The sequence below is a fragment of the Nitrospirota bacterium genome, from assembly GCA_016214845.1.
Lineage (GTDB): Bacteria > Nitrospirota > Thermodesulfovibrionia > UBA6902 > UBA6902 > SURF-23.
In genome coordinates, this window is sequence record JACRMS010000020.1 from 41,660 (window position 1) to 63,412 (window position 21,753).

A 21,753-nucleotide genomic window follows, 5' to 3' on the forward strand; every position below is an offset into this window, starting at 1 on the left:
AAAAAAGACATTATTTGATACTTCGCTAAACTTCTTCAGCAGGCTGTTCGCTGTCGACCGGCTGCAATTCTTCTTTGTACCCGCACTCTTTTTTCAGGCACGCGAGGACTTGTTCCTTCTTTGTCTTCTTCTCTATTAAAATGCTTGCGCCGCATTTGGGGCACTGTTTATTTACCGGTTTATACCATGTCGCGAATTTGCATTTCGGATAATTGCCGCAGCTGAAGAACACCTTGCCCTTTTTCGTCCTTTTCTCGACGATCTCTCCGCCGTCTTCAGGGCATTTGACGCCGATGCTCAGGGCCTTTGTTGTCTTGCACTCAGGATATTTACTGCATGAAATGAACTTCCCGTACCTGCCTGTCCTGAGCACCATCGGTGAACCGCATTTTTCGCACTTCTCATCCAGTTCCTGCAGCACGGCATTTTGCGCTGCATTGCCGGCGCCTTCCTGCTCAAGGGGTTTGGTAGTTTTGCATTCGGGATATCCAGTGCACGCGATGAACCTGCCGTGCCTGCCCCATTTGATCACCATCGGCTTGCCGCATTTTTCACAGACCTGGTCCGTTGGAATGTCCTGGGGCTTTACCTTGCCGATGATTGCCATTGCCTCCGCGAGGTCCTTGTCAAAAGGCTTGTAAAAATCATTCACGACATCAACCCACTTGAAGCCGCCTTCTTCTATCTTGTCGAGATTGTCCTCCATGTTCGCGGTAAAGTTATAGTCCATGATATCAGCGAACCTCTCAACAAGCAGGTCGCTTACAACAACGCCGAGTTCTGTCGGCTTGAATTTGCCTTCGGCCTTTTCCGCGTATTTTCTGTCCTGTATCGTTGAAAGAATAGAGGCGTATGTGCTCGGCCTTCCGATGCCCCTGGCCTCAAGCTCTTTTACAAGCGAAGCCTCAGTGTATCTTGGAGGAGGCTGGGTGAAATGCTGTTTCGGGATAATGCCGTGAGACTTCAGTGTCTCATTCTCTGATAATGAAGGCAGGAGCCCTTCTTCTTCTTTTCCGTTATCTGTGCTTTCAATATACAGCGTCATAAATCCGGGGAATATAACTACTGTGCCTGATGCGCGGAAGGTGTATTTGTCCGCGCCTATATCGATTGAGGTCTGCTCAAGCTGCGCCGATTCCATCTGGCTCGCGACAAAACGCTCCCAGATGAGCTTGTAGAGTTTGTACTGGTCCGGTTCAAGAAATTTCTTTACGGCGGCAGGCGTCCTGTAAGCAGACGTCGGCCTGATCGCCTCGTGCGCCTCCTGCGCTGATTTCTTGCTTTTGTAAACCGGGGGTTTTGGCGGGGCATAATCCTTGCCGTATTCCTTGACGATGAATTCCCTTGCCTCCTGCTGCGCCTCGGCTGCCGTCCGCACGGAATCAGTTCTCATGTAGGTTATAAGTCCGGTTGAGCCTTCTTCGCCGAGTTCAATACCCTCGTAGAGTTTCTGCGCCAGCATCATGGTCTTTTTCGCCGTGTACCTGAGCTTCCTTGCGGCATCCTGCTGAAGTGTGCTTGTGATAAAAGGCGGTGAGGGCGAGCGTTTCCTCTTTTTCTTTTCAATCTTGGTGACAATAAAGCTCTTGCCCTGCAGATCTTCAACTATGCCCCGCGCCTGTTCTTCATTTTTAATGTCAGCCTTCTGCCCGGCTACCTGGAAAAGTCTCGCCTCAAACTGCGGCGGCGTTTTGCCCTCCAGGGCAGCGGTGATGCTCCAGTATTCTTCCGACTTGAACGCCTCTATCTCTCGCTCCCTGTCTACTACGAGCCGGACCGCAACAGACTGCACCCTTCCGGCGCTGAGGCCGCGTCGCACCTTGCGCCACAGAAGCGGAGAGAGTTTGTAACCGACGAGCCTGTCAAGGACCCTTCGCGCCTGCTGGGCGTCAAAAAGATTTGAATTGATCTTCCTCGGGTGCTTGATGGCCTCTGTCACGGCCTTTTCCGTTATCTCATTAAATTCCACCCTGAATACTTTTGCGGAATCGCCGTTCAGCTCTTCGGCAATGTGCCACGCTATCGCTTCACCCTCTCTGTCGGGGTCGGGACCGAGAAACACCTGATCAGCCGCCTTTGCCGCCTTCTTCAGGTCCTTCATTACCTTCTCTTTCCCCTCGATCACAACATATGTGGGGGCGAAGTTATTTTCAACATCAACGCCTATATCTTTTTTGGGAAGGTCTTTGACGTGGCCGATTGACGCCTTGATGGTAAAATCCTTGCCGAGGAATTTACTGAGCGTTTTTACCTTGGCAGGAGACTCAACTATTAAAAGTGATTTCATCTGATATTACCTCTTGTATAAAAAATACTGCCCGTTAAGTGCGATGCTTATGCCGTTTATCTAATCGGCAGTTCAAGGGAAACCTTTACATCGAAAACCACAGAGGGCACAGAGAGAAATTTTTTGTTTTATTAATCCACAGATTACACAGATGCGCACAGATTGTTTTGTTTAAATTCCATCTGAGTAATCTGCGAAATCTGTGGATTCAATTTTTTATCATTCTCTGAGCGCTCTTTCAATTCAGGGAAAAGTTCTTACCCTGTAACTGTCTTACAACTCCTTTTAGTTCAAGACTCAATAGTACTGACAACGCCTTGCTTGTGGGCATTTTTATCTCTCTGATAATAGAATCTACATGCTTCGGCTCACTGCCCAGATAATTGTAAAGCGCCTTTTCGTCGTCGCTCATCGCGGGCAGCGATTTTTCAGCGCATACTTTATCTTCTTTTAAAATGCCTTTTATCTGGGGGCGGAGTTCCTCCAGCACCTCTTCAGCGCTTTCCACGAGCTTTGCGCCTTTTTTAATAAGGTCATTTGTGCCCTTAGAATTTTTTGACGTGACGTTCCCAGGGACCGCAAAGACCTCTTTGCCCTGCTCAAGTGCATAGGCTACTGTAATGAGAGAACCGCTGTCAAGTGCGGCTTCTACAACAATGACGCCAAGCGATAACGCGCTGATGATCCTGTTCCTCCTTGGGAAATTCTCTCTGTTAGGCAAGGTGCCGAATGGGAATTCGCTGATAACGGCCCCGGACGAGGCGATCTCATCAACGAGTTTTTTGTTCTCCGGCGGATAAGGGACGTCGATGCCTGAGCCTAACACGGCGATCGTCCTGCCGCCTGCCTTCAACGCGCCTTTGTGAGAAACGCTGTCTATCCCTCTTGCCATGCCGCTTACCACTGTCAATCCTGACGCAGACAGTTTATAACTCATTTTTTCCGCCATCTGCATTCCATAATTAGTTGAGGTCCTCGAACCTACCATTGCTATAGCATACTTGTCAGTGTCTTTCAACTCGCCCTTGACATAAAGCACGGCAGGGGCCCCGTGGATGCGTTTCAATATTTCGGGATAGGATTTATCATTGCGGGTTACAAGACGCACATTGTTTTTTTCCGCCTTCTCGATTTCCTCCTGCACCTTCTGCCACTGATTAAAAGCTGCGATGTTACCCGCCCTGTTTTCGCCGATGTCCTCTACCTGTCTCAATTCCCTGACAGACATACGGAAGATATTTTCAGGGCTGCCGAATGCAGCAAGCAACCGCCCCGCGGAAACAGGGCCAATGTCGGGAACGAAATTCAGGGCAAGCCAGTATTTCAGGTCAGGCATAATTTATATAATGCAAAATGAGAAAGGAAAAATGCAAAAGCAGGATTTTTATTTCCCGCTCCGCAGCTTCCGCATTTTCAAACGCAGCGCATTCAGTTTTATAAATCCCTCCGCGTCCTTCTGGTTGTAAACAGTCTCAGCCTCAAACGTCGCAAGCTGCGGATTGTACAAAGACCTCGGGGATTTTCTGCCGGCCACCATGCAATTGCCTTTATAAAGCTTTAAACGCACAGTCCCAGACGCGCCTTTCTGCGACTCGTCAATGAGGCTCTGCAGTGCCAGTCTTTCAGGAGAGAACCAGAAACCGTAATAGATCATCTCCGCATATTTGGGCATCAGGGAATCTTTCAGGTGCATGACCTCCCTGTCGAGGGTGATCGATTCGATCGCGCGATGGGCGATCTGAAGCACTGTGCCGCCCGGTGTCTCGTACACGCCCCTGGATTTTATGCCGACAAACCTGTTTTCAACCATGTCCAGCCTGCCGATGCCGTGTCTTCCCGCGATGTCGTTGAGTTTTTTCAGGAGGTTTGCGGGCGAGAGCTTTTTCCCGTCAACGGAGACCGGGTTGCCATCCGCATAACCGATCTCGATATACTGGGGTCTTGACGGGGCTTTCTCAGGAGATACGCTCAATGTAAACATGTCAGCGGGAGGCTCAGCCCACGGGTCTTCCAAAATCCCTCCCTCATAACTTATGTGAAAGAGGTTCATGTCAGAGCTGTATGGTTTCTTTTTCGTCACTGGCACAGGTATGCCGTTTTTCTTCGCATAGTTTATCAATGATTCCCGTGAATCGAATTTCCATTCCCTCCACGGGGCGATGACCTTTATGTCGGGTTTTAATGCATAGTACGTCAATTCAAATCTCACCTGATCATTGCCCTTGCCGGTTGCTCCGTGAGCGACCGCGTCCGCCTTTTCCTTTTGTGCAATTTCAATCTGCTTTTTAGCGATGAGAGGACGCGCAATTGACGTGCCCATGAGATAAGCGCCTTCGTACACCGCGTTTGCCCTCAGCATCGGGAACACATATTCCTTCACAAACTCTTCCCTGAGGTCTACGACATAAGCCTTTGAGGCGCCTGTCTTCAGGGCCTTGCTTTTTACTGCCTTAAGATCTTCACCCTGTCCGAGGTCTGCGCAGAAGGCGATAACTTCGCAATCATAAGTCTCCTTCAGCCATTTGATAATTACAGATGTATCAAGCCCCCCGGAATATGCGAGCACTACTTTTTTTATCTTCATTGCTTTCTCCTGAAATTGTTTTTTGATGAAACATTATACCTCAACATAGGTTGAAATGTTAAAATCTATTCATGAGAAAAAACGCTTCTTTCATCGCGATCTTCTTTTTCGTGGCAGTCCTCCTGTATATGCTCTCAAGAAAGGAATTCGCGCCCATCCCTGCCGACGAAAGACACGTCAGCGTAACTGCCAAGGAAAGATGCCTCGATTGTCATGCAAAGGACAAAGAGGCGCCCCTGAAAAAAGAACACCCTCCAAAAGACCAGTGCTTTGAATGTCATAAAAGAGCGAAGAAATAATTCATATGACCAAAGACATCGGCATAGTTGACACGCGCAGCGTTTCGCCCACTGTAAGCGCTGCCGGTAAAGGCGTCAATGTAAAAGCAGGCACTGTTGTTAAGGCGGAGGTCGTGGATTTTACGAAAGATGGGAATGCCCTCCTTCGCATCATTCCTGCCGGTACAAATAAAGATGCTATGGCTGAAACGATCATTAAAGCCTTCTCCGGGGTCCCTCTTGTCAAGGGACAGAGCGTGTTCCTTGAAGTCCTCGGGTGCAAAGACAATATCAGGATGCAGCTTGTCGGAGACATGAAAGGCCCGGCAGCGCCTTTACAGCAAAACATCCCGGTGAAATTTCTCGATATGCTTGCCGGGCTTTCCGAATCAAAACTCGGCAACCTGGAATTCAAAGACCTTGTGAGCATGCTCAAGTCCCTGCCTGAGAGCATAAAGGCGGCCATCCCGGAATTCGAAGGTCTTGAAAAACTTCTGCTTAACGCAAAGGAGCTGGACGGCAACCTCCTCCGCGCCTTTGTAGAGACATCAGGAGTGGCCTTTGAAACAAAATTAAAGATTGCCGTGCAAAGTGATCCCAAATCATTTCTCCGGAATCTTATTGCGCTCCAGGCTGGAGGAGACCTGAAAGGGCTGCTCATCAGGCTTGCAGATCTCCTGAAAGACAAGGATGTCATTCAAGCCCTCAGGAAGGGAGGTGTTAAGATCTCGCAGCTCTCTGACATGGTCGAAAAATTTACCCGGAATATAGAGTTCTTCCAGTTGACGTCAAAGATCGAAGATATGTTCTACACCTTCCTGCCGCTCCTGTGGGACGGCTTGAAAGACAGTGAATTCCTGTTCAGAAAAAATAAAGATGGAGAAAATGATTCGTATGCCTGCGATATAAACCTGGACCTCGAAAAACTGGGGAAACTCTCCGTTTCAGTGACAACCCTTGATAAGGCATTTTATGTTTCTTTTTTTGTTGAGCAGCCGGAGATCGCGGCAATCATAAGTTTGGAAAAGAAAGCGCTCAAGGACCGTTTTGCGGCACAGGGACTTAAGCTGAAGGCAATTCATGTCAATCAAAAAAAGGACATATCCTTTGGTAAAGCCCAGTGCCGGGGGATTAATTTAACAGCATAACCATGAAAGAAAAAACCGGAAAAGCCGCGGCATTAAAATATATACACGGAAAAGACCCCGCTCCACAACTTGTGGCCAAAGGCAGGGGAGAAGCCGCAAAAAAGATCCTCGAGATCGCAAAGAAACACGATATCCCCATCCACGAAGACAAAGAACTCGTCGAACTCCTTTCAACGCTTGACCTGTACCAGGAGATACCGCCTGAATTATACAGGGCGGTAGCAGAGATCCTCGCCTTCATTTATTTAATAGACAGGAAAGTCCCGCTCAATAAACCCCGTTAGAATGCTTTCGTCCTTCTTATATAGGGCATGCATAAAACAAGCAGTCCGGGAAATAAGACGGCGCTCAGTGCCTGCAAGGGATATTTAATCACGAAAACCACCGGCGTCAACAAAAATCTTACCGCGGTTTTTAAGACAACATGCCTGCTTATGAAATCCGCAGCAGGAGGCGAGTATTTATAATAATAATGTACAAATGTCCTGCCTGCGGAGTTAGTCAATAGATGATGGTCTCTGAATTTTGTTAAGACCGTTACCTCCTCCGCAAGATAGCTTCCGTACGCAGCGGTCGCAATAAAACAACCGCCTCCTCCACCGCCGCCTCCTCCTCCACTACTAACGCAGGTCGTCCCTGTCTTGCCTGCTGAGATTGAATAAGCTGCGCTGTCCAGAGAAGACGATATATTCATGACTACCATCACTGCTTTGGAATAAGTCGAGGCAGTTCCAAAGAGGTCTATCTGAGATGAAACACATGCGCTGCTTAATGTTACATCCTGTTCATCGTAGACGCCGGGGGCCTTTTGTAAGATAAGCCTTACAGCAAGGTTTCCCGAATTCATATTATTGAATGTTAAGGTGAGGGTTGACGATGTTTCGTCAGGCTTAAAGGCATAGAAGCGGCTGGACAAATGATCTATTGTGCCGCTTATGCTTTGCGGAAATGTCGCGTATGCTGCCTCATGACGGATTAGAGGATAAGAAGCCCCGTCAGGATAATCTCTCTTGTAATTTGCCGCCTGAAACAGGCTGAAGGCCGAGCTTAAATTTGTTCCCTGTGATACAAGTGCACCTGATATAGCATCAAGCGCTGTCGCGCCGCTGCCGATCCGGCCCCACACCGATTTTATTAAACCGCTGCCGAAGGTTTTTGAAAGATATTTTGCGAAGATAACAGTGCCGTATTCGTGAATGTTATCTGTTGAAGTCAGAGGAAGTTCAGGAGAGTCAAACCACCTGTTTGGCCTTCCGGCAGTGCCTGCTATCGTTACGCCGTCTATATCGTACCATGTCTCCCCGATGTCCCATTGACCGTTATCATTAATATCATCATACTTAAAGCCTTCGTAGTTGAGATAATCTTTTACCTCAGGATAGATGAGGTCTTCCATCCATGTGGCTGCAGCCTCCATCCACCATGCGTTTGCCGTCGTGTTTACAGTGTATTGAAACTGGGATGTATGAAAGAATTCATGCGCGGCGGTCACCTTCTGCGCCCCGGTCTGGTTGCCAAGCGGGTCAAGGTTTTCAGGGAATCCAACGAAATCATTTTCTATGACAATATAAACATCGGAAGGACTGGAATCGAAACTCGTATACCCGAAGGCATCCATATTAATCAGATACACGTCAAGCCTGGCATCACCGCCTGCCGTGCCGTCAGACGGCGGGGTAGTGTAGCCCATATTTGTAATTACCTGCGTCCAGGAATTATCAAGGTATCCGGCAAGGTCAATGACATATTGCGGAACTGTAAGCGCATTTCCGTCAAAACCGAAGACCGCATCTCCATTGGTGTTGTCTTCAGTATAATGGATTTTAAAATGCCCGCCTGCGCTGTCATAGGTCAGAACAGTTATGCCCAGCCCGTAGAAGTCCGGGTCGTTTGTGTCAGTCGGTCTTTGAAGGACGAAATGATTGTCTTTAAAAAGAAGATGACTGTTCTCTTTGGCCTCAAGAATTACAGGAGTTGCTGATTTTACCGGCGCGTCTGATTGAAAAGCACTTGGGAGTCTCTTTTTGTTGAATATTGCGTCGAGTTTATAATTAAGTGCAGACTGATAATCCAGTTCTCCCTTCTCGTAAGCCTTCTGTAAAAGATTTATGCTGTCTTCTTCTGAATAGGAAGACGCGGGAAAAAATAAGATACACCCTGCAAGAAATAAAAGGCGGATGCTGTAAAAAAGTTTCCAGTTCAATCTCTCAACACTAACCCTTTCTGAATATTTTTAATTGTGGTCCTGCCTTTCGCAATATTCACTCTGCCAATATTTTCATTGTTGAAGACAATATCATAATCTCCGGGTGGAAGTTCAATCATGAATATCCCCTCATCATCAGTTGTTATCTCCGGAGACCACTTATCTTTGATCAGAGTTATCCTCTCTCCCTTAAACGTCTGGAAAATACCTTTGTGCTCCTTCAGCTTTCCCCCGGTAACGGGTTTATAAACAACCCCCGTCAGGATTCCCTTTCCGGCGTCTTTCAGAGGAGAAAGTGAAACCTTGTCAACCTTCACCGATTTCTCCTGCGCCCTGAAAATTATCGCCTCTGGATAATATCCGTGCTTCGTGAAGAAAAGCGCCCCGTACTGCCCTGAGGTTACACCGTGCGCTTCTGCAAATTTATCATTTGCGGGGATTGTTTTTAGAGCGGTCCCGTCAAATAAACTTATCTCAGTATGGTTGACGATGCGTCCCCTGATATCAGCCGGGGTTATTTCAACAAGGATTTCCGTGCCCGCGCAGGATGTGTTTATAAGCAACAGCAAAACAAAAATCATTAAAAAATGCATGGAGCTATTTTATCATGTTCTCAGGATAAAAAAAGGGCGGGGCTTAAGCCCCGCCCTTTTTGAGCAGATTCTTTTACTGAAGCTCTCCGCCTATTACAGCAGGAGCATTTGTAATTACCGGCTCATCACCGATAGCGGGGTCTTCCCATGTATCGATTGAGGGCAGGGCATAGGAAGTAAGCGTCAGTGTTGAACAATTGCTGATATCAACACTCTGCATCCTCTGTTCCTTCCTCAGGGCCTTTATAAGATATTCATTGGTCCCTTCGCTGCAATCCGAACCGTCTGCGATTGTAATCTCAGGCACCCACCTTGTGTCGGGGCCGCAGTTTGTCGGCGCTCCGGTATCCATGTCTATGCATGTGCCCGGGATGCCGTGGAGATTTCCAAAACCGCTGTATTCAAGATAAAAGGAGACACCATCGTACTTGTGTCCAGCCTGTGAGTGAACATACTGCACCTGTAACGGCGGCTGAAATTCCAGAACTGCTCCGTTGGCATCTTTCAGTACAGTAAACTGGTTCCACTGGTTCGCGCCTGTCTCCCAGGTGTAGTACTCTGTTAATTCGCTCCACGCCTTCCATCCGCAGGTCCCTTCATTCGCTAATCCGTCCTGGTTCCAGTCATCGCATGCAAGCTTTGCAAGATTGGCTTCTGTTGGTTCAAACAACGCGCCGCTCATGAAACCCCACTGCTGGCCGCCTGTGCCGGTCCCCCAGAGAAGCGCATTGCCGCCTTCTTTGAGGATCATGTCATCAGCCGATGCGCTGAAAGTATAATTGTGGGACGAATCAACCTGAGGATCGTAACCAGGCTGATATGTCGGGTCAGAAGGCGAAATGCCGCCTGCGCCCGCACTGTATTTTGGACAATTGTCATAGCATTTGAAGCTGGCCGGCACAGTGTCTCCGGGGAACACAGCGTCTTCCTTAAAGAAAATTACGGAAGTTGCGTCTGTCGGGTTGTTGCAGCTAAAAGTGGGCTGGGCCGGAGGGGGATTGTTATTCCATGTGCAGGTCAATTTTACCCTTACCTGCCCCCCTAATGACTGGGACCAGAAATTAAGCTCACCCTGATTAAGGGCGCTTAAGTCCATATTAGACTCGGCGGTGTTCTCCCACATATTATTTTGCTGGTTCATCTGGGCGAACTTTACGAAGTTCGCGCCGTTCCATTTTACACGGGCGCTGTTGCCGTTGTCCCACCAGTCCAGAGGGACATTCTTGATAGCGCCAAGCGTAGTTGTATTTCTTACGTGCTTTTTGAGCCTGCCGCCTATTTTAACTACAGTGTAAGGCACTGCTGTTTCTCCGCCCTGTCCGTATGAGACTTTATAAACGGTAGTGCCGTTAATTACGTTAGCTTCCTCTGGAAGCCATAAGCCGTAATAGCCGATCCATCCGTAGTAGTTGTCTTTCTTAATAGGGAACCCGGAATTGCGAGTCACTCTGCTGCCGTCTGAGTTGTAAAGACCATAGTCCCAGGCGGTTTCGTCAAAAGACGACCTGCTGAAACACTTAGGGTCGGAATTGTCTGCGTTTGCCCTCATGAAATTTGTAGTGTTGAAGGCAATATTGAAACTTTTCTCCTGGGATTGGCCGTTCCAACTATCCAGGGTATAGGCGGTCCCGCTGCCACTCGATCCGTCTGCAGCCCTGTTTAATACTGTCTTCTCGCTGAAGGTCCCGCCTTCATTGCCTTCATTGGCGAATTTCAAGAGCACCTGTCCGGTGATATCTACCTCTGTTTTCAGGACCCCCTTGAACGCGGCAACGTCTGTGTTTACAACACCGTTAACCACAGGATGTCCTATAAAGTTCATTGTAAATATACCGTAAGGGTTCGTGTCGCTTTTGCCTTCAGTTATCGCAACCTTGACATAGATCACTTTTTCAGGCATGTCCTTGTCCGCCTCTTCATGGACCCAAACTTTGACAATGTGAGGCGAACTGCTGTCGGCCCTTGAAGAGTTGACGGTCCACATCTCATAGTCAGGCGCTGTAGAGCCGGACGACTGGTTCTGTGAGCTTTCCCCGGCGCTTGCGGCGTCGTCTTTACTTTTACTGCATTGATTCATGTCGATCTGGGCTTTATAATCGCCCTTGTTGATCATGACGTCGTATTTGGTTTGGGCCATCGCGCAGAGTATTTCATTAATAATGCTGAATGCTTCTGCGGAACGCTCATGTACATAAACTTCCTGCTTGTCATTGTTGTAATCTGAATTTGACGGGATGTCTGAAGGACTGAGATAGAGTTTTCCTATCATCAACGCCGCTACCTTACTCGTTGATGCTTTAGCTTCCACAACACTTACTTCTTCGGCCACAGTTAATGCCGTGACACTTCCGCTGCTTCCGCTGCTGCTGCCGCCGCCCCCGCCCCCTCCGCTGCATCCCGCGAATACCACAAGGGCAGTGGCCATCAAGATAAAACAGATTGCTGAAAGAAGATTTTTTTTCATACTTAATTACCTCCTTTAGGTTTATTTTTTTTCGGTGTGCTTCTTTTGAAGCGCCCAAGCTAAATTATTAGCCCGTATCTTCCAACAGCATTTTTTTCGGCATTTTTAGAGAAATCTTTAGCTCCAAGCTCCAAAAAAAAATTATGACCTTATTGTAAATTTTCATTCTGAGGGCGAAATATTTCATGAAACACTTATTAAGTGGCAGAGTTTAATGGAAAAATAGGCAGGCCATCTCTTAATAGCGGATGGAATTAATTATTTAAGGAGACTTTTTTTTGTTCTGATTCTCCCTGACGCAGGATTGCTTTGGCAAGCGGGAGTTTCAAGGAGGGTGCCCTCTTTCGTGCCGGCATCAAGCAAAGGAATTCACGCGCATCCCCTTGTCCTGGGAATATTGAACTGATCTGCCTTCCCTGTCATAGGTCTTGTTTGCTTCAAAAGGAGTAATAAAATTGACATGCTTGCGAATATCTAAAGATTGAAGACTTGGCCCTTTACCACCAACTGCCATTAAATGATTATAAGACGTTATATCAATGATATCTACAGTTGCTTCCTGTTCTGTTGGATAATTTTGTCTCCTGTTGTCGAAATACTGGTTATGCGTACGAATGTCATTTATTGTATAGTTGTCAAGCTTCAGTTTGAAGAAATTAAGAAAGTTCAGATTGATTACCGTTGTCATAAAGCTCTCTTTTTTAAATAGCCCGGCAAATTCTGAGGTTGTTAGTTTGGAATTTATTATACCAAGTCATGAGAAGAATATAAATACAGCGAACATACTTGAGACCGTTAATGCATTGTTGACCTATTTGGATGCAGCATCTACAATATACTTAACTCAAAGGGAACAAACTTGCTTTAATTCAAATTAAGTAATAGTCGTGATACAATTTTGTAATTCAGGGAACACGCGCTTAATAAATAGTTGACAACCGGTTGATTTAATATTGTTCCTTGGTTGCCTTGTATAAAGAGGTCGGAAAAGAATTGTTACGGTCAATTATGATAAGAAAAAGATTAGGAGTGTTTTTGCTGTTTCTCATTGACATCGCAGTAGTCTTTCTTGTGCTGGAGAGCGCGATGTTTATCAGAAAGAACACCCTGCCGTATTTCGTGCGGTTCCCGGAGTATCCCTCAATAGATTTCATTTTTTTCTGGTGGATTTTCCCTGTATGGGTGTTTTTTTTCGCATATGAAGGACTGTATACAAGAAGGTTCTCTTTCTGGGATGAGGTTAAGGTATTGTGGAAGGCGATCTTTTTTTCATCGCTCGGGGTATTTACGATACTCTATTTAGGCAAGTTTGGTGAGCAGGTATCCAGGACCACTGTAGTATTAATGGGCATCATTTCATTTCCTGTCCTCCCTGTTATCAGGATTAGCGTCAAGAGGCTTTTAATAAATATCGGATTACTTAAAAGCAAAGTCCTTGTTCTGGGGGCCGGAAAAACCGGAGCGCTCATTGCAAAGGCATTAAAGAGAGATGTAAACCTCGGTCTCAATGTCGTCGGCTTTCTTGATGACGACCCGGAGAAGATAGGCAAGAAACTGGAAGGGATAAAGATACACGGAGGGGTTGATAAGGCACAGAAATATATCGGCAGGTGCGGTATAGAGGATGTTGTCATCGCGATGCCGGGTTTCGATAAAGCGAAAACCATATCGTTAATCAACAAGCTGCAGCACAAGACCCATAATATCCTGCTTATCCCCGACCTCTTTGGGATCACGGTGCTCGGTACGAACCTCCAGCACTTTTTCCAGGAACAGGCTATCGGGCTTGAAGTCAAGAATAATCTTGCACAGCCAGTAAATGTCCTTATGAAGAAAATATTTGATATAGCCGCCAGTATTTTGTTTCTATTTCTCCTTGCAATACCGATGTTGTTAATCGTTATTCTTATTAAGACCACCTCGAATGGCCCTGTAATATTTTCACAGGAGCGAAGGGGCAAAAAAGATGTGCCTTTCAGGTGCTACAAATTCAGGACCATGTATAACGGTGCTGAGGAGAGGCTTGAGGCACTGTTTGAAAGCCATCCGGAGGCCCAAAGCGAGTGGAAAAACAATTGGAAACTCAAGGATGATCCGAGGGTAACCAGGATCGGCAGATTTTTAAGAAAGACTTCTCTTGATGAACTGCCGCAGATATTCAATGTCTTAAAGGGCGATATGAGCCTTGTTGGCCCAAGGCCGGTCACAAAGACGGAGATAAATGAATACTATAAAGATGCCGCAGCGCTTTGTTTCTGTGTCCCCCCCGGTCTTACGGGTTTATGGCAGGTGAGCGGCAGGAGCAATACGGATTATGATTACAGGATCACTCTTGATTCGTGGTATGTCAGGAATTGGAATATATGGCTGGATATTGTTATCCTATTCAAGACCGTAAGGGTGGTGCTCAAGATGGAAGGGGCTGTTTAGGGTTGGAATCTAATCAGTAACAGGAGGAGAACATGGAAAAATGGAAATGTACAATTTGCGGCTATGTATATGACCCTGAGGCAGGAGACCCCGATGGGAACATCCCGCCTAATACACCTTTTGAAAAAATACCTGATGACTGGGTATGCCCTGTATGCGGGGCAACAAAAGACCAGTTTGAAAAGGTTTAGCCCGGTTTATTCGTAATGCGTTATGAGTAATGTGTGAAAGAATAACAGATTGCTCTACTCAATATTGAATACTGCCACTTCCTTTATTCCCGGCAGATATTCACCTACAGGCACAAGTTTCTTGCCATCGCTGGCACAGCCTATAATTATAGTCCACAATTGATTAAGCTCTTTCTTTTCCCTGTCATTCTCCGGGGTCATTTTAAGAAGTGAGCCGTCAAGTTCTATTTTCATTATTAACAGCCTCCTTTGCTACTTAAATTTATCAGGGTCTACCACAAACCATGCATTTCCGACTTTATCGCCGGGTGTGTCTCCGGGTTTTTCTTGTCCTTGAAGTAGTAGTAAAGCGGAAACCCGTTTCACTCAAAATAATTCTCGATACAAAAAAGAGGGATAAACGCCAGGGCCTTTATCCCTTTATGACTTATAAGCATCTTCTGTTTCTTCCTCAAGGTGTTATTCATTGTGGACGTGTTTCTTCCAACTGTCCAGATAGTCTTTTGTAACTCTCTTTATCCCGTGGTGGGTTTTTGCATGATCTGCCGCCTTCCTTAAAACGTCGCCAGATGTCTTGCCTTTGGCCACAAAGTCACATTCAACACCTATGTCTTTGCATCCGAGTACCTTCATATCACCACCTCCTTCAACTCACTCTCTAATTAAATTATAGCAGACAAAAAACAGATTACAACTGCCTTGTAAACTCCTCTTCCGCCTCTTTTATCAGCGCTTGCGACTCATAAATATATCTTGGTGAAAAATGAACAGCTTCAATCCTCCCCGCTCCCGCCTCCCTTGCAATTCTCCCCGCCGCTTTCGCGGTAAGATGGCAGCGCTCTTTTGCCCTGTCTTTGTCCTTGTCCATGAAAAAAGTCTCTATATAAAGGACATCCGAGCCTTTTGCAAGTTTAATAATTTTTCTTATATTTTCCTCGCTGCCCGACGCATCCACAACATAGGAGATCTTCTGCCCTTTTGTAATTGTTGCTATTGCCCGTAGTTCTTCAAATGTGCGGGATTTGCCGTCAATTGAAAAAATACTTTCAGTCAGGCCTTCCCTTATTGCCTTTTTGAATTCTCCCAGCCACGGGCCGACCGGGAGATCCATTTTGTTCAGCTTGTCCTTGTCAATGTTTATATGAAAGTCTTCATCAAGACTGAAGGCGAGGCAGGGGATCTGATGATCAAGGATCGTAGATGACACCCTGAAAAATGAACCTTTCATTATTACGCCGTCAAACAATTCAGCCCCTGATTCTTCACGTTTAAAAGAGTTCTGCGCCTTAAAGGAAGTTTTTTTAATGAACTTGTCCGTAACCTCCGAGACTTCGAGCACAAGCGGATAGTCCCCGATAAGGTTCCATGTATAGCTTCTCAATTTCCCCTCAACGCGGTCGGTAAATCCTTCGGGTCCGTAAAGTCTTAGAGGTGTTTCTTTTTTCAGGCTGACCCTGAGGATATTATCGAAACCGATGAAGTGGTCAATGTGAGTATGCGAAATAAAAATATCGGTTGTCTTTAGAATGTCCCTTGCCGAAAGGTTTTCAGTGGATCCAGCGTCAAACATCAGCGCCAGTCCTTCCCTGAGCATCCTCACGTAAAGACAGGGGTCATCAAAGGGACCGTTGAGAAGCCTTGCATGGAAAGAAGGTTTCATGTTTAAAATAATAGCTTAATTAGTGATATAATAACACTTGTCATTGATTGTTAATCATTTTTTTGGCCGGCAGCTAAATATCTGCCATAGAATTGCCGATTTAGTATGTGGGACACATTTGAATTTCTATTACTATTAATGGACGGAGGATTGAATGCCTGAGTTAAGAAAGGACCCGGTATCCGGCAGATGGGTTATTATTTCAGTTGAACGGGGCAAGCGCCCTACTGATTTCGGTATGAGGACCCTCACAAAAAAAGGAGGCTTCTGCGCCTTCTGCGAGGGGAATGAGCGCACAACGCCCCCTGAAATATTGGCCTTCAGGCCGGATGGAAGCAAGCCCAATACACCGGGGTGGACCCTCAGGGTTGTCCCGAATAAGTTTCCAGCCCTGCATATTGAAGGGAATTTAAACAGGGCCGGCGAAGGCATATTCGACAGGATGAACGGCATCGGCGCGCATGAGGTAATTGTAGAAACTCCCAACCACAGCCTGACGCTTTCATCTATGCCGCTGAAGTCAATTGAGGACGCCCTCTGGGCGTTTCATCACCGGATCACGGACCTTAAAAGAGACCCGCGCTTTAAATATGTGCTCGTCTTTAAAAATGAAGGCGAGGAGGCAGGCGCTTCGCTTGAACACACACATTCGCAACTGATAGCCCTCCCCATTGTCCCTCATCTGGTAGAGGAAGAAATTGAGCAGGCAAAGCAATACTACAGCTATAAAGAGCGCTGCATTTTTTGCGACATTATGCGTCAGGAACTAAACAGCAAGACACGCGTCATCTCCGAGAATGAAGATTTCATCGCTCTTGCTCCTTTTGCTCCGCGTTCGCCGTTTGAGACAATGATATTGCCCAAGAAACATGAATCCAGCTTTATGCCTGACGGCAAGTTCACGCTCCTGGCGCAGATCCTTCAAAAAACGCTGAAGCAGATTGACAAGGTGCTTGAGATGCCGCCGTATAATCTGATGATCCACACATCGCCGTTTAAAATCGAGACGAATGAATATTACCACTGGCATATAGAAATAATACCCAAACTTACAAAGATTGCAGGTTTTGAATGGGGGTCGGGTTTTTACATTAATCCCATGCCGCCTGAAGACGCCGCGAAATTCATGAGAGAAGCGGAGATATAGCTATTAGCTATTAGCTGATAGCCATTAGCTTAAATGGCTGAGATAGCGGAAAACAAACAGCACAGCGCAAAGTCCCCTGAGGCGGAGGTCTTGATCAGAGTCTCCCAGATTGCGAGTTCAACTCTTGAACTCAGGGAGATTCTCGACACGATCTCGCATGTCATAGTAGATACCCTCAACAAGGACCTGTGTTCCATCTGTCTTTTAAAACCTGAAAAAAAGGTCATCTGCATTGAATCCTCAAAAGGCAGCACCAAGGAATCCGTTGTCGCCTTCTGCATTAAAGACCAGGACGGCATTATTAATAAGCTGTTTAAAGAGGCGCAGCCGATTGCTATAGACGACATCAGAAAAGAGCCAGATGTAAAGGCGATCCTCAATCCCGAGACAGAAGATATGCTGTCTCTTCTGGCAATCCCGATAGTAAAAGACAACACGGTTACCGGGATCCTCATGGTCCAGACCAGGCAGCCTTATGTTTACAGTGATGATGAAATCAACATTTTCATCATTATCTCTCACAGCGTCAGCGCCGCCATACGGAATGCGGAGCTTTACAGGAGTGTTAAGTCCCAGCTTGATGAGCTAAAAGTAATACACGAAGTCGGCAAGGCAATAACCTCCATCCTGAACATCGATGAACTCCTTCCATATATTTGCGAAGAGGTATCGAAGGTCTTTAATGTGACCGGATGCATTCTCAGGCTCCTTGAGGGAGAAAACCTCCAAATAAAAGCCTCCTACGGACTGCCTGATATGATCAAACAAAAAATGACTCTTCGCACAGGTGAAGGCGTAGCAGGCCATGTCGCGCTTACAGGCGAGCCGCTTGTTATCGACGACGTATCCACTATGCCTGAAAATTTGCACGTGCCCGAGATACAGGCAACCTCCGTGCTCTGCGTACCGCTCACTATCGGCGAGAATGTAATCGGCACCCTTGGGCTCTATGATAAAAAAGACGAGTGGGGAATTACGACATTCACAAAGGATGATGTAAATACACTGATAACATTCGCCTCCGCCTCATCCATTGCCATAGAAAACGCGAGGCTCTACAGGGCCGAGATCGAAAAAGAAAAAGAAGTGACCCAGACAAAAGATTACCTGAAAGGCCTTATTGATAATTCCGCCGACGCTATTGTCACATCGGATTTAAACGGGGTGGTCACCTCGTGGAATAAAGGGGCCGAGATAATTTACGGATTTAAACAGGACGAGGCAATGAACACGTTTCTGCCGATGATCCCGCCGTTTCTTGTAGAGGAAGAAAAGGCGTTTATGGAAAAAATCCATCAGAAAGAGACCTTGAGGAATGTAGAGACAATAAGGCAGACAAAAAACGGCAGGCTTATTGAAGTAAGCCTTACCCTTTCGCCGATACTGGATCCGTCAGGGAATGTTACCGGCATAAGCGGCATATCCAGGGACATCTCCGAAAAGAAGATGGTCGAAAAGGAGCTGATCAGGAAGAACCAGGAGCTGTCCAGGCTGTTCTTCATAAATTCCGTTGTAAGGAGCACGCTTGAATTAGACAAGCTTCTCAAGATGGTGCTTACGGTAGTTACAATGGGCGACGGACTCGGGTTTAACAGGGCCATTCTTTTTCTCGTTGACGAATCCAGGGATGAGCTTTACGGAACAATGGGAGTAGGGCCTGGAGGGCCTGAGGAAGCAAGAGAGATATGGCTTTCCATGGAAGGCAAAAGCCTTGGAGCTATTATAGAGGACATTGAAAAAGGCCCCATATATCTCGACTCATATCTCGATAAACTGAGCCAGAACCTGACCATACCCCTTGACTCGGATTGTATTCTTACCCGCTGCATACAGGAGAAGAGGCCGTTCAATATCCAGAACGCAAAACTGGAACCACTTGTAACGCCATACCTTATCCAGATGACCGGCGCCGCGGCCTTCGGCATCGTGCCTCTTATATCAAGAGACAAGGTAATCGGAGTAATCTGGGTTGATAATCTTTTCACCGGGAAACCCATTAAGGATGAAGACCTGCAGTTCCTGATGGGCTTTTCAAGCCATATTGCCTCAGCCATCGAAAACGCGAGGCTCTTTGAAAACGTGTCACTCGCAAGGGCGGAGCTTAAAAATATCTTCGAATCAATATCCGACATGGTCTATTTTACGGACAACGATTACAACATAAAGCGCATAAACCAGGCGGTGGTCAACAGGATCGGGAAACCGGAACAGGAGATCATAGGGAAGAAATGCTACGAAATATTTCACGGAAAAGACAAACCCTGGGACACCTGCCCTCATGCCAAGTCGGTAAGTTCAAGGAAATCCTTTGTGGGGGAACTGGAAGACCCGTACCTCGGCGCCACATTTGTTGTTTCAAACTCGCCTATCTTTGATTCAGCAGGGAATTTTGTTGGAACGGTCCATCTGTCACGCGATATAACGGAGCTCCGCACTCTGAGAGAGCGGGTGGCCCATTCCGAAAGAATGGCGGCCCTCGGAGAGCTGGCAGCAAGGGTAGCCCATGAGATAAGAAACCCGCTTATCTCCGTTGGCGGTTTTGCCAGAAGGCTGGAGAAAAAACTTTCGGGCGACACACAGGAATACGCAAAGATCATCGTCAATGAAGTAGCCAGGCTCGAAAATATCCTGAAGGAAATTTTAGGTTTTGTAAAGAGCTCAAGGGTAAACAAGGTCAATGTAAATATAAATGAACTTGTAAACAGCATCGTGGATTTTATTTCTCCTGAAATACTCGAAAAAGAAAACATAATAATCAAGGAAATATCAGAGGCCCCGATAATGACCGCCGTGGACCCTGACAGGATAAAGGAGGCCCTCCTGAACATTATTACAAACGCCTCTCAGGCAACAGACCACGGAACGATTACCATAAAAACAAGACAGGAAGATAAAGAGGCAATTATAGAGATGATGGATGACGGCTGCGGCATAAGGGTTGATGACCTTAAAAGTATTTTCAACCCGTTCTTTACGACAAAACCTCACGGGACAGGTCTCGGCCTCGCAGTGACCCACAAGATTATTCAGGAGCATAACGGCAAGATCAAGGTCGAAAGCGTATGGGGCGGCGGCACCGCTTTCAAAATATGTCTGCCGGTTGAAGAAAAAGATGATAAAAAATAAGCGATTAACAATTGTGCTATACTTCAAAATAAAAGTAACGGAAACCTTGGCAAATAAAAAACACCAAACAGGAAAGGGGGAAGCTATATGAGGCTTCTTGTAGTTGATGACGATTTAAATATACAACGTCTTTATAAGGAAGAGTTGGAGGAAGAAGGATACGAGGTTGTCATTGCAAGCACAGGGAAAGAAGCCCTGGAGATTTTTGCAAAAGAGAAATTCGACGTAGTGACGCTTGATATACTCATGCCCGATATTGACGGGATAAGCCTCCTGCGGAAGATGAAGGAACAGCGCCCGGCCATCCCCATTATAATGTCTACTGCTTATGATTACAGGGACGACTTCGCAGTATGGGCGTCTGAGGCATACATTGTGAAATCATCCGACCTCAGTGAGTTAAAGAGCACTATTAAAAAGCTTATGACCGCGTAATTCTTAACCGCTGTAAAACTTTTAAAAGTGGTTCCATTCTTTTTCTATCACTGCAGGGCCGGGGATTTAATGAAAATCTTCAGGCCTGCATCTTATTTTCGCTTTGGAAAAAATGTTGAGTGTCTGAAAAGGTTTACAAAATAAGCAGCTATTGGGTAATATTCAATGGTAGCTGATAGCAGGCAAGCGGGTAGCTGTCAGCTGATAACTTTTTTTGGAGAGGTGGCCGAGCCGGTCGAAGGCAGCCGCCTGCTAAGCGGTTGTGGGGGTAATACCTCACCCAGGGTTCGAATCCCTGCCTCTCCGCCATTAACCTTAACTTTTAGCAGGAGGATTTGCATGCAGGAGAACAAAATTTATGTAGGAAATCTCAGCTACTCTGTAACCAATGATCAACTGGCAAAGTTATTTGCCGATTACGGAGAGGTTAAACAGGTAACTATAATTGAAGGCAAAGGCTTTGGATTTGTTGAAATGTCAAACGCCTCAGAAGCAGATAAAGCGCGGGAGGCCTTAAACGGGACCGATTTTAACGGAAGGGCCCTGAAGGTTGATAAAGCCCGCCCGCCCAAAAGCACCGGACCAAGGAGAGATTTCCCGAGAAGGGACAGGGATGACAGAAGGGGGAGATTTTAAATGAAAAAAACATTATTGATAATATTAGCGGCCGTCGTACTTTTTTCATTCTTGTCATGCAAGAGAAAAGAAGAGCAGAAACCAGTGCCTCAACAAAGCACTGCCGCCCCAAGAGGGCCGATCGTGGATTCTCCACTGACCCCTCCGCCCGGACATGGCACTTCTGGTCAGGGACAAAAGGTTGAGTTTCAGGTGGTAGTCCCTCCTGAAGTGAGCGCTAAATGGTCTGGCGTAAAATTCATTGTTGAGGACCGGAAGGAGAATAAGAAGCTGGAGCTTACCGCTACTGTTGGCGGTGAGTTTAAAATTCCCGACTCAAGCTTAGTTGTCAAGGTAGGCCCTTTTCTACCCGACTTCAAGATGAACGGCCCGGTCATTACATCGGCCTCAAACGAGCTGACCAATCCCGCAGTTGGCGTGACGGTCCTTGAAAACGGCTCCCAGATATTCCCGGCGCCGGGAGGGACCGCAAAGTGGGGATGGCTCTATCAGAAATTCCCGGCAGTTCACGCTTTTCAGCATGAGCGCTTTGCCCTGGCTTTGAAAGAAGGGATACAGAAATAAAAGG

Annotated in this window: 20 protein-coding genes and 1 tRNA gene; 11 read left to right on the plus strand and 10 right to left on the minus strand. The window is 46.6% G+C overall.

The window, feature by feature from the left end; translation table 11 throughout:
- Positions 1–25 precede the first annotated feature (25 nt).
- The 3 genes from topA to HZB61_06105 form a co-directional block, all read right to left on the minus strand.
- Positions 26–2,287, minus strand: coding sequence for a type I DNA topoisomerase (gene topA, locus HZB61_06095; protein ID MBI5056167.1), 2,262 nt, complete (start codon positions 2,285–2,287; stop codon positions 26–28).
- Positions 2,288–2,525: 238 nt separating this feature from the next.
- Positions 2,526–3,623, minus strand: a complete 1,098-nt coding sequence (gene dprA, locus HZB61_06100) for a DNA-protecting protein DprA (protein ID MBI5056168.1) — start codon at positions 3,621–3,623, stop codon at positions 2,526–2,528.
- A 48-nt stretch (positions 3,624–3,671) separates the two neighbouring features.
- Positions 3,672–4,871: an argininosuccinate synthase gene (locus HZB61_06105; GenBank protein ID MBI5056169.1), complete on the minus strand. Its 1,200-nt coding sequence runs from the start codon at positions 4,869–4,871 to the stop codon at positions 3,672–3,674.
- A 71-nt stretch (positions 4,872–4,942) separates the two neighbouring features.
- Here HZB61_06105 and HZB61_06110 point away from each other — a divergent pair, with 71 nt between their 5' ends.
- From HZB61_06110 to HZB61_06120, 3 genes are read left to right on the plus strand one after another with little or no spacing between them, the layout of a single operon-like run.
- On the plus strand, positions 4,943–5,170 hold the full coding sequence (locus HZB61_06110) for a hypothetical protein (protein ID MBI5056170.1): 228 nt from the start codon (positions 4,943–4,945) through the stop codon (positions 5,168–5,170).
- A gap of 5 nt (positions 5,171–5,175) precedes the next feature.
- Positions 5,176–6,297, plus strand: a complete 1,122-nt coding sequence (locus tag HZB61_06115; protein ID MBI5056171.1) for a flagellar hook-length control protein FliK — start codon at positions 5,176–5,178, stop codon at positions 6,295–6,297.
- A gap of 2 nt (positions 6,298–6,299) precedes the next feature.
- Positions 6,300–6,581 (plus strand): EscU/YscU/HrcU family type III secretion system export apparatus switch protein, encoded by a 282-nt coding sequence (locus HZB61_06120; protein MBI5056172.1) that lies wholly within the window; start codon positions 6,300–6,302, stop codon positions 6,579–6,581.
- On the opposite strand, the gene HZB61_06125 is transcribed toward HZB61_06120, so the two are convergent.
- From HZB61_06125 to HZB61_06140, 4 genes are all read right to left on the minus strand, one after another.
- Positions 6,578–8,500, minus strand: coding sequence for a hypothetical protein (locus HZB61_06125; protein MBI5056173.1), 1,923 nt, complete (start codon positions 8,498–8,500; stop codon positions 6,578–6,580). The two genes, HZB61_06120 and HZB61_06125, sit on opposite strands and share 4 nt — an antisense overlap.
- Entirely contained in the window at positions 8,497–9,084 is a 588-nt protein-coding gene (locus HZB61_06130; GenBank protein MBI5056174.1) for a hypothetical protein, read from the minus strand. Before HZB61_06130 ends, HZB61_06125 begins: the two co-directional genes overlap by 4 nt.
- An 85-nt stretch (positions 9,085–9,169) precedes the next feature.
- Positions 9,170–11,560: a hypothetical protein gene (locus HZB61_06135; protein MBI5056175.1), complete on the minus strand. Its 2,391-nt coding sequence runs from the start codon at positions 11,558–11,560 to the stop codon at positions 9,170–9,172.
- A 355-nt stretch (positions 11,561–11,915) separates the two neighbouring features.
- The gene (locus HZB61_06140) at positions 11,916–12,248 is read right to left on the minus strand and encodes a hypothetical protein (protein MBI5056176.1); all 333 of its coding nucleotides are present in this window, start codon (positions 12,246–12,248) and stop codon (positions 11,916–11,918) included.
- 320 nt (positions 12,249–12,568) lie between these two features.
- Here HZB61_06140 and wbaP point away from each other — a divergent pair, with 320 nt between their 5' ends.
- Complete coding sequence (gene wbaP / locus HZB61_06145; protein ID MBI5056177.1) at positions 12,569–13,990, plus strand: undecaprenyl-phosphate galactose phosphotransferase WbaP; 1,422 nt, start codon at positions 12,569–12,571, stop codon at positions 13,988–13,990.
- A 32-nt stretch (positions 13,991–14,022) separates the two neighbouring features.
- Complete coding sequence (locus HZB61_06150) at positions 14,023–14,181, plus strand: rubredoxin (protein MBI5056178.1); 159 nt, start codon at positions 14,023–14,025, stop codon at positions 14,179–14,181.
- Between the two features lie 54 nt (positions 14,182–14,235).
- Here HZB61_06150 and HZB61_06155 read toward each other — a convergent pair whose 3' ends face one another.
- The 3 genes from HZB61_06155 to HZB61_06165 form a co-directional block, all read right to left on the minus strand.
- The gene (locus HZB61_06155; protein ID MBI5056179.1) at positions 14,236–14,415 is read right to left on the minus strand and encodes a hypothetical protein; all 180 of its coding nucleotides are present in this window, start codon (positions 14,413–14,415) and stop codon (positions 14,236–14,238) included.
- Between the two features lie 225 nt (positions 14,416–14,640).
- Positions 14,641–14,814, minus strand: a complete 174-nt coding sequence (locus tag HZB61_06160; protein MBI5056180.1) for a DUF1059 domain-containing protein — start codon at positions 14,812–14,814, stop codon at positions 14,641–14,643.
- A gap of 55 nt (positions 14,815–14,869) precedes the next feature.
- Positions 14,870–15,841, minus strand: coding sequence for a ribonuclease Z (locus HZB61_06165; GenBank protein ID MBI5056181.1), 972 nt, complete (start codon positions 15,839–15,841; stop codon positions 14,870–14,872).
- Between the two features lie 154 nt (positions 15,842–15,995).
- Between HZB61_06165 and galT the strand changes: the two genes are divergently transcribed.
- The 6 genes from galT to HZB61_06195 all read left to right on the plus strand — a co-directional run bounded on the left by galT (position 15,996) and on the right by HZB61_06195 (position 21,749).
- Positions 15,996–16,988, plus strand: coding sequence for a galactose-1-phosphate uridylyltransferase (gene galT / locus HZB61_06170; GenBank protein ID MBI5056182.1), 993 nt, complete (start codon positions 15,996–15,998; stop codon positions 16,986–16,988).
- Between the two features lie 33 nt (positions 16,989–17,021).
- Positions 17,022–20,114, plus strand: a complete 3,093-nt coding sequence (locus HZB61_06175) for a GAF domain-containing protein (protein MBI5056183.1) — start codon at positions 17,022–17,024, stop codon at positions 20,112–20,114.
- A gap of 87 nt (positions 20,115–20,201) precedes the next feature.
- Entirely contained in the window at positions 20,202–20,549 is a 348-nt protein-coding gene (locus tag HZB61_06180) for a response regulator (protein MBI5056184.1), read from the plus strand.
- A 216-nt stretch (positions 20,550–20,765) separates the two neighbouring features.
- Positions 20,766–20,858, plus strand: a tRNA-Ser gene (locus tag HZB61_06185).
- 30 nt (positions 20,859–20,888) lie between these two features.
- On the plus strand, positions 20,889–21,185 hold the full coding sequence (locus tag HZB61_06190) for an RNA-binding protein (protein MBI5056185.1): 297 nt from the start codon (positions 20,889–20,891) through the stop codon (positions 21,183–21,185).
- Positions 21,186–21,749 carry a hypothetical protein gene (locus HZB61_06195; GenBank protein MBI5056186.1) on the plus strand — a complete coding sequence of 188 codons (564 nt, stop codon included), beginning with the start codon at positions 21,186–21,188 and terminating at the stop codon, positions 21,747–21,749. It abuts the gene before it with no gap.
- Positions 21,750–21,753: the final 4 nt, after the last annotated feature.

What these genes read in the sequence shown, in the direction of transcription:
- dprA (MBI5056168.1), bottom strand. Translation starts at nt 3,623, where the DNA reads ATGCCTGACCTGAAATACTGGCTTGCCCTGAATTTCGTTCCCGACATT.
- HZB61_06105 (MBI5056169.1), bottom strand. Translation starts at nt 4,871, where the DNA reads ATGAAGATAAAAAAAGTAGTGCTCGCATATTCCGGGGGGCTTGATACA.
- HZB61_06160 (MBI5056180.1), bottom strand. Translation starts at nt 14,814, where the DNA reads ATGAAGGTACTCGGATGCAAAGACATAGGTGTTGAATGTGACTTTGTG.
- HZB61_06195 (MBI5056186.1), top strand. Translation starts at nt 21,186, where the DNA reads ATGAAAAAAACATTATTGATAATATTAGCGGCCGTCGTACTTTTTTCA.
- HZB61_06190 (MBI5056185.1), top strand. Translation starts at nt 20,889, where the DNA reads ATGCAGGAGAACAAAATTTATGTAGGAAATCTCAGCTACTCTGTAACC.
- HZB61_06155 (MBI5056179.1), bottom strand. Translation starts at nt 14,415, where the DNA reads ATGAAAATAGAACTTGACGGCTCACTTCTTAAAATGACCCCGGAGAAT.
- HZB61_06150 (MBI5056178.1), top strand. Translation starts at nt 14,023, where the DNA reads ATGGAAAAATGGAAATGTACAATTTGCGGCTATGTATATGACCCTGAG.
- HZB61_06130 (MBI5056174.1), bottom strand. Translation starts at nt 9,084, where the DNA reads ATGATTTTTGTTTTGCTGTTGCTTATAAACACATCCTGCGCGGGCACG.
- HZB61_06115 (MBI5056171.1), top strand. Translation starts at nt 5,176, where the DNA reads ATGACCAAAGACATCGGCATAGTTGACACGCGCAGCGTTTCGCCCACT.
- HZB61_06140 (MBI5056176.1), bottom strand. Translation starts at nt 12,248, where the DNA reads ATGACAACGGTAATCAATCTGAACTTTCTTAATTTCTTCAAACTGAAG.
- topA (MBI5056167.1), bottom strand. Translation starts at nt 2,287, where the DNA reads ATGAAATCACTTTTAATAGTTGAGTCTCCTGCCAAGGTAAAAACGCTC.
- HZB61_06175 (MBI5056183.1), top strand. Translation starts at nt 17,022, where the DNA reads ATGGCTGAGATAGCGGAAAACAAACAGCACAGCGCAAAGTCCCCTGAG.
- HZB61_06180 (MBI5056184.1), top strand. Translation starts at nt 20,202, where the DNA reads ATGAGGCTTCTTGTAGTTGATGACGATTTAAATATACAACGTCTTTAT.
- galT (MBI5056182.1), top strand. Translation starts at nt 15,996, where the DNA reads ATGCCTGAGTTAAGAAAGGACCCGGTATCCGGCAGATGGGTTATTATT.
- HZB61_06135 (MBI5056175.1), bottom strand. Translation starts at nt 11,560, where the DNA reads ATGAAAAAAAATCTTCTTTCAGCAATCTGTTTTATCTTGATGGCCACT.
- HZB61_06165 (MBI5056181.1), bottom strand. Translation starts at nt 15,841, where the DNA reads ATGAAACCTTCTTTCCATGCAAGGCTTCTCAACGGTCCCTTTGATGAC.
- wbaP (MBI5056177.1), top strand. Translation starts at nt 12,569, where the DNA reads ATGATAAGAAAAAGATTAGGAGTGTTTTTGCTGTTTCTCATTGACATC.
- HZB61_06120 (MBI5056172.1), top strand. Translation starts at nt 6,300, where the DNA reads ATGAAAGAAAAAACCGGAAAAGCCGCGGCATTAAAATATATACACGGA.
- HZB61_06110 (MBI5056170.1), top strand. Translation starts at nt 4,943, where the DNA reads ATGAGAAAAAACGCTTCTTTCATCGCGATCTTCTTTTTCGTGGCAGTC.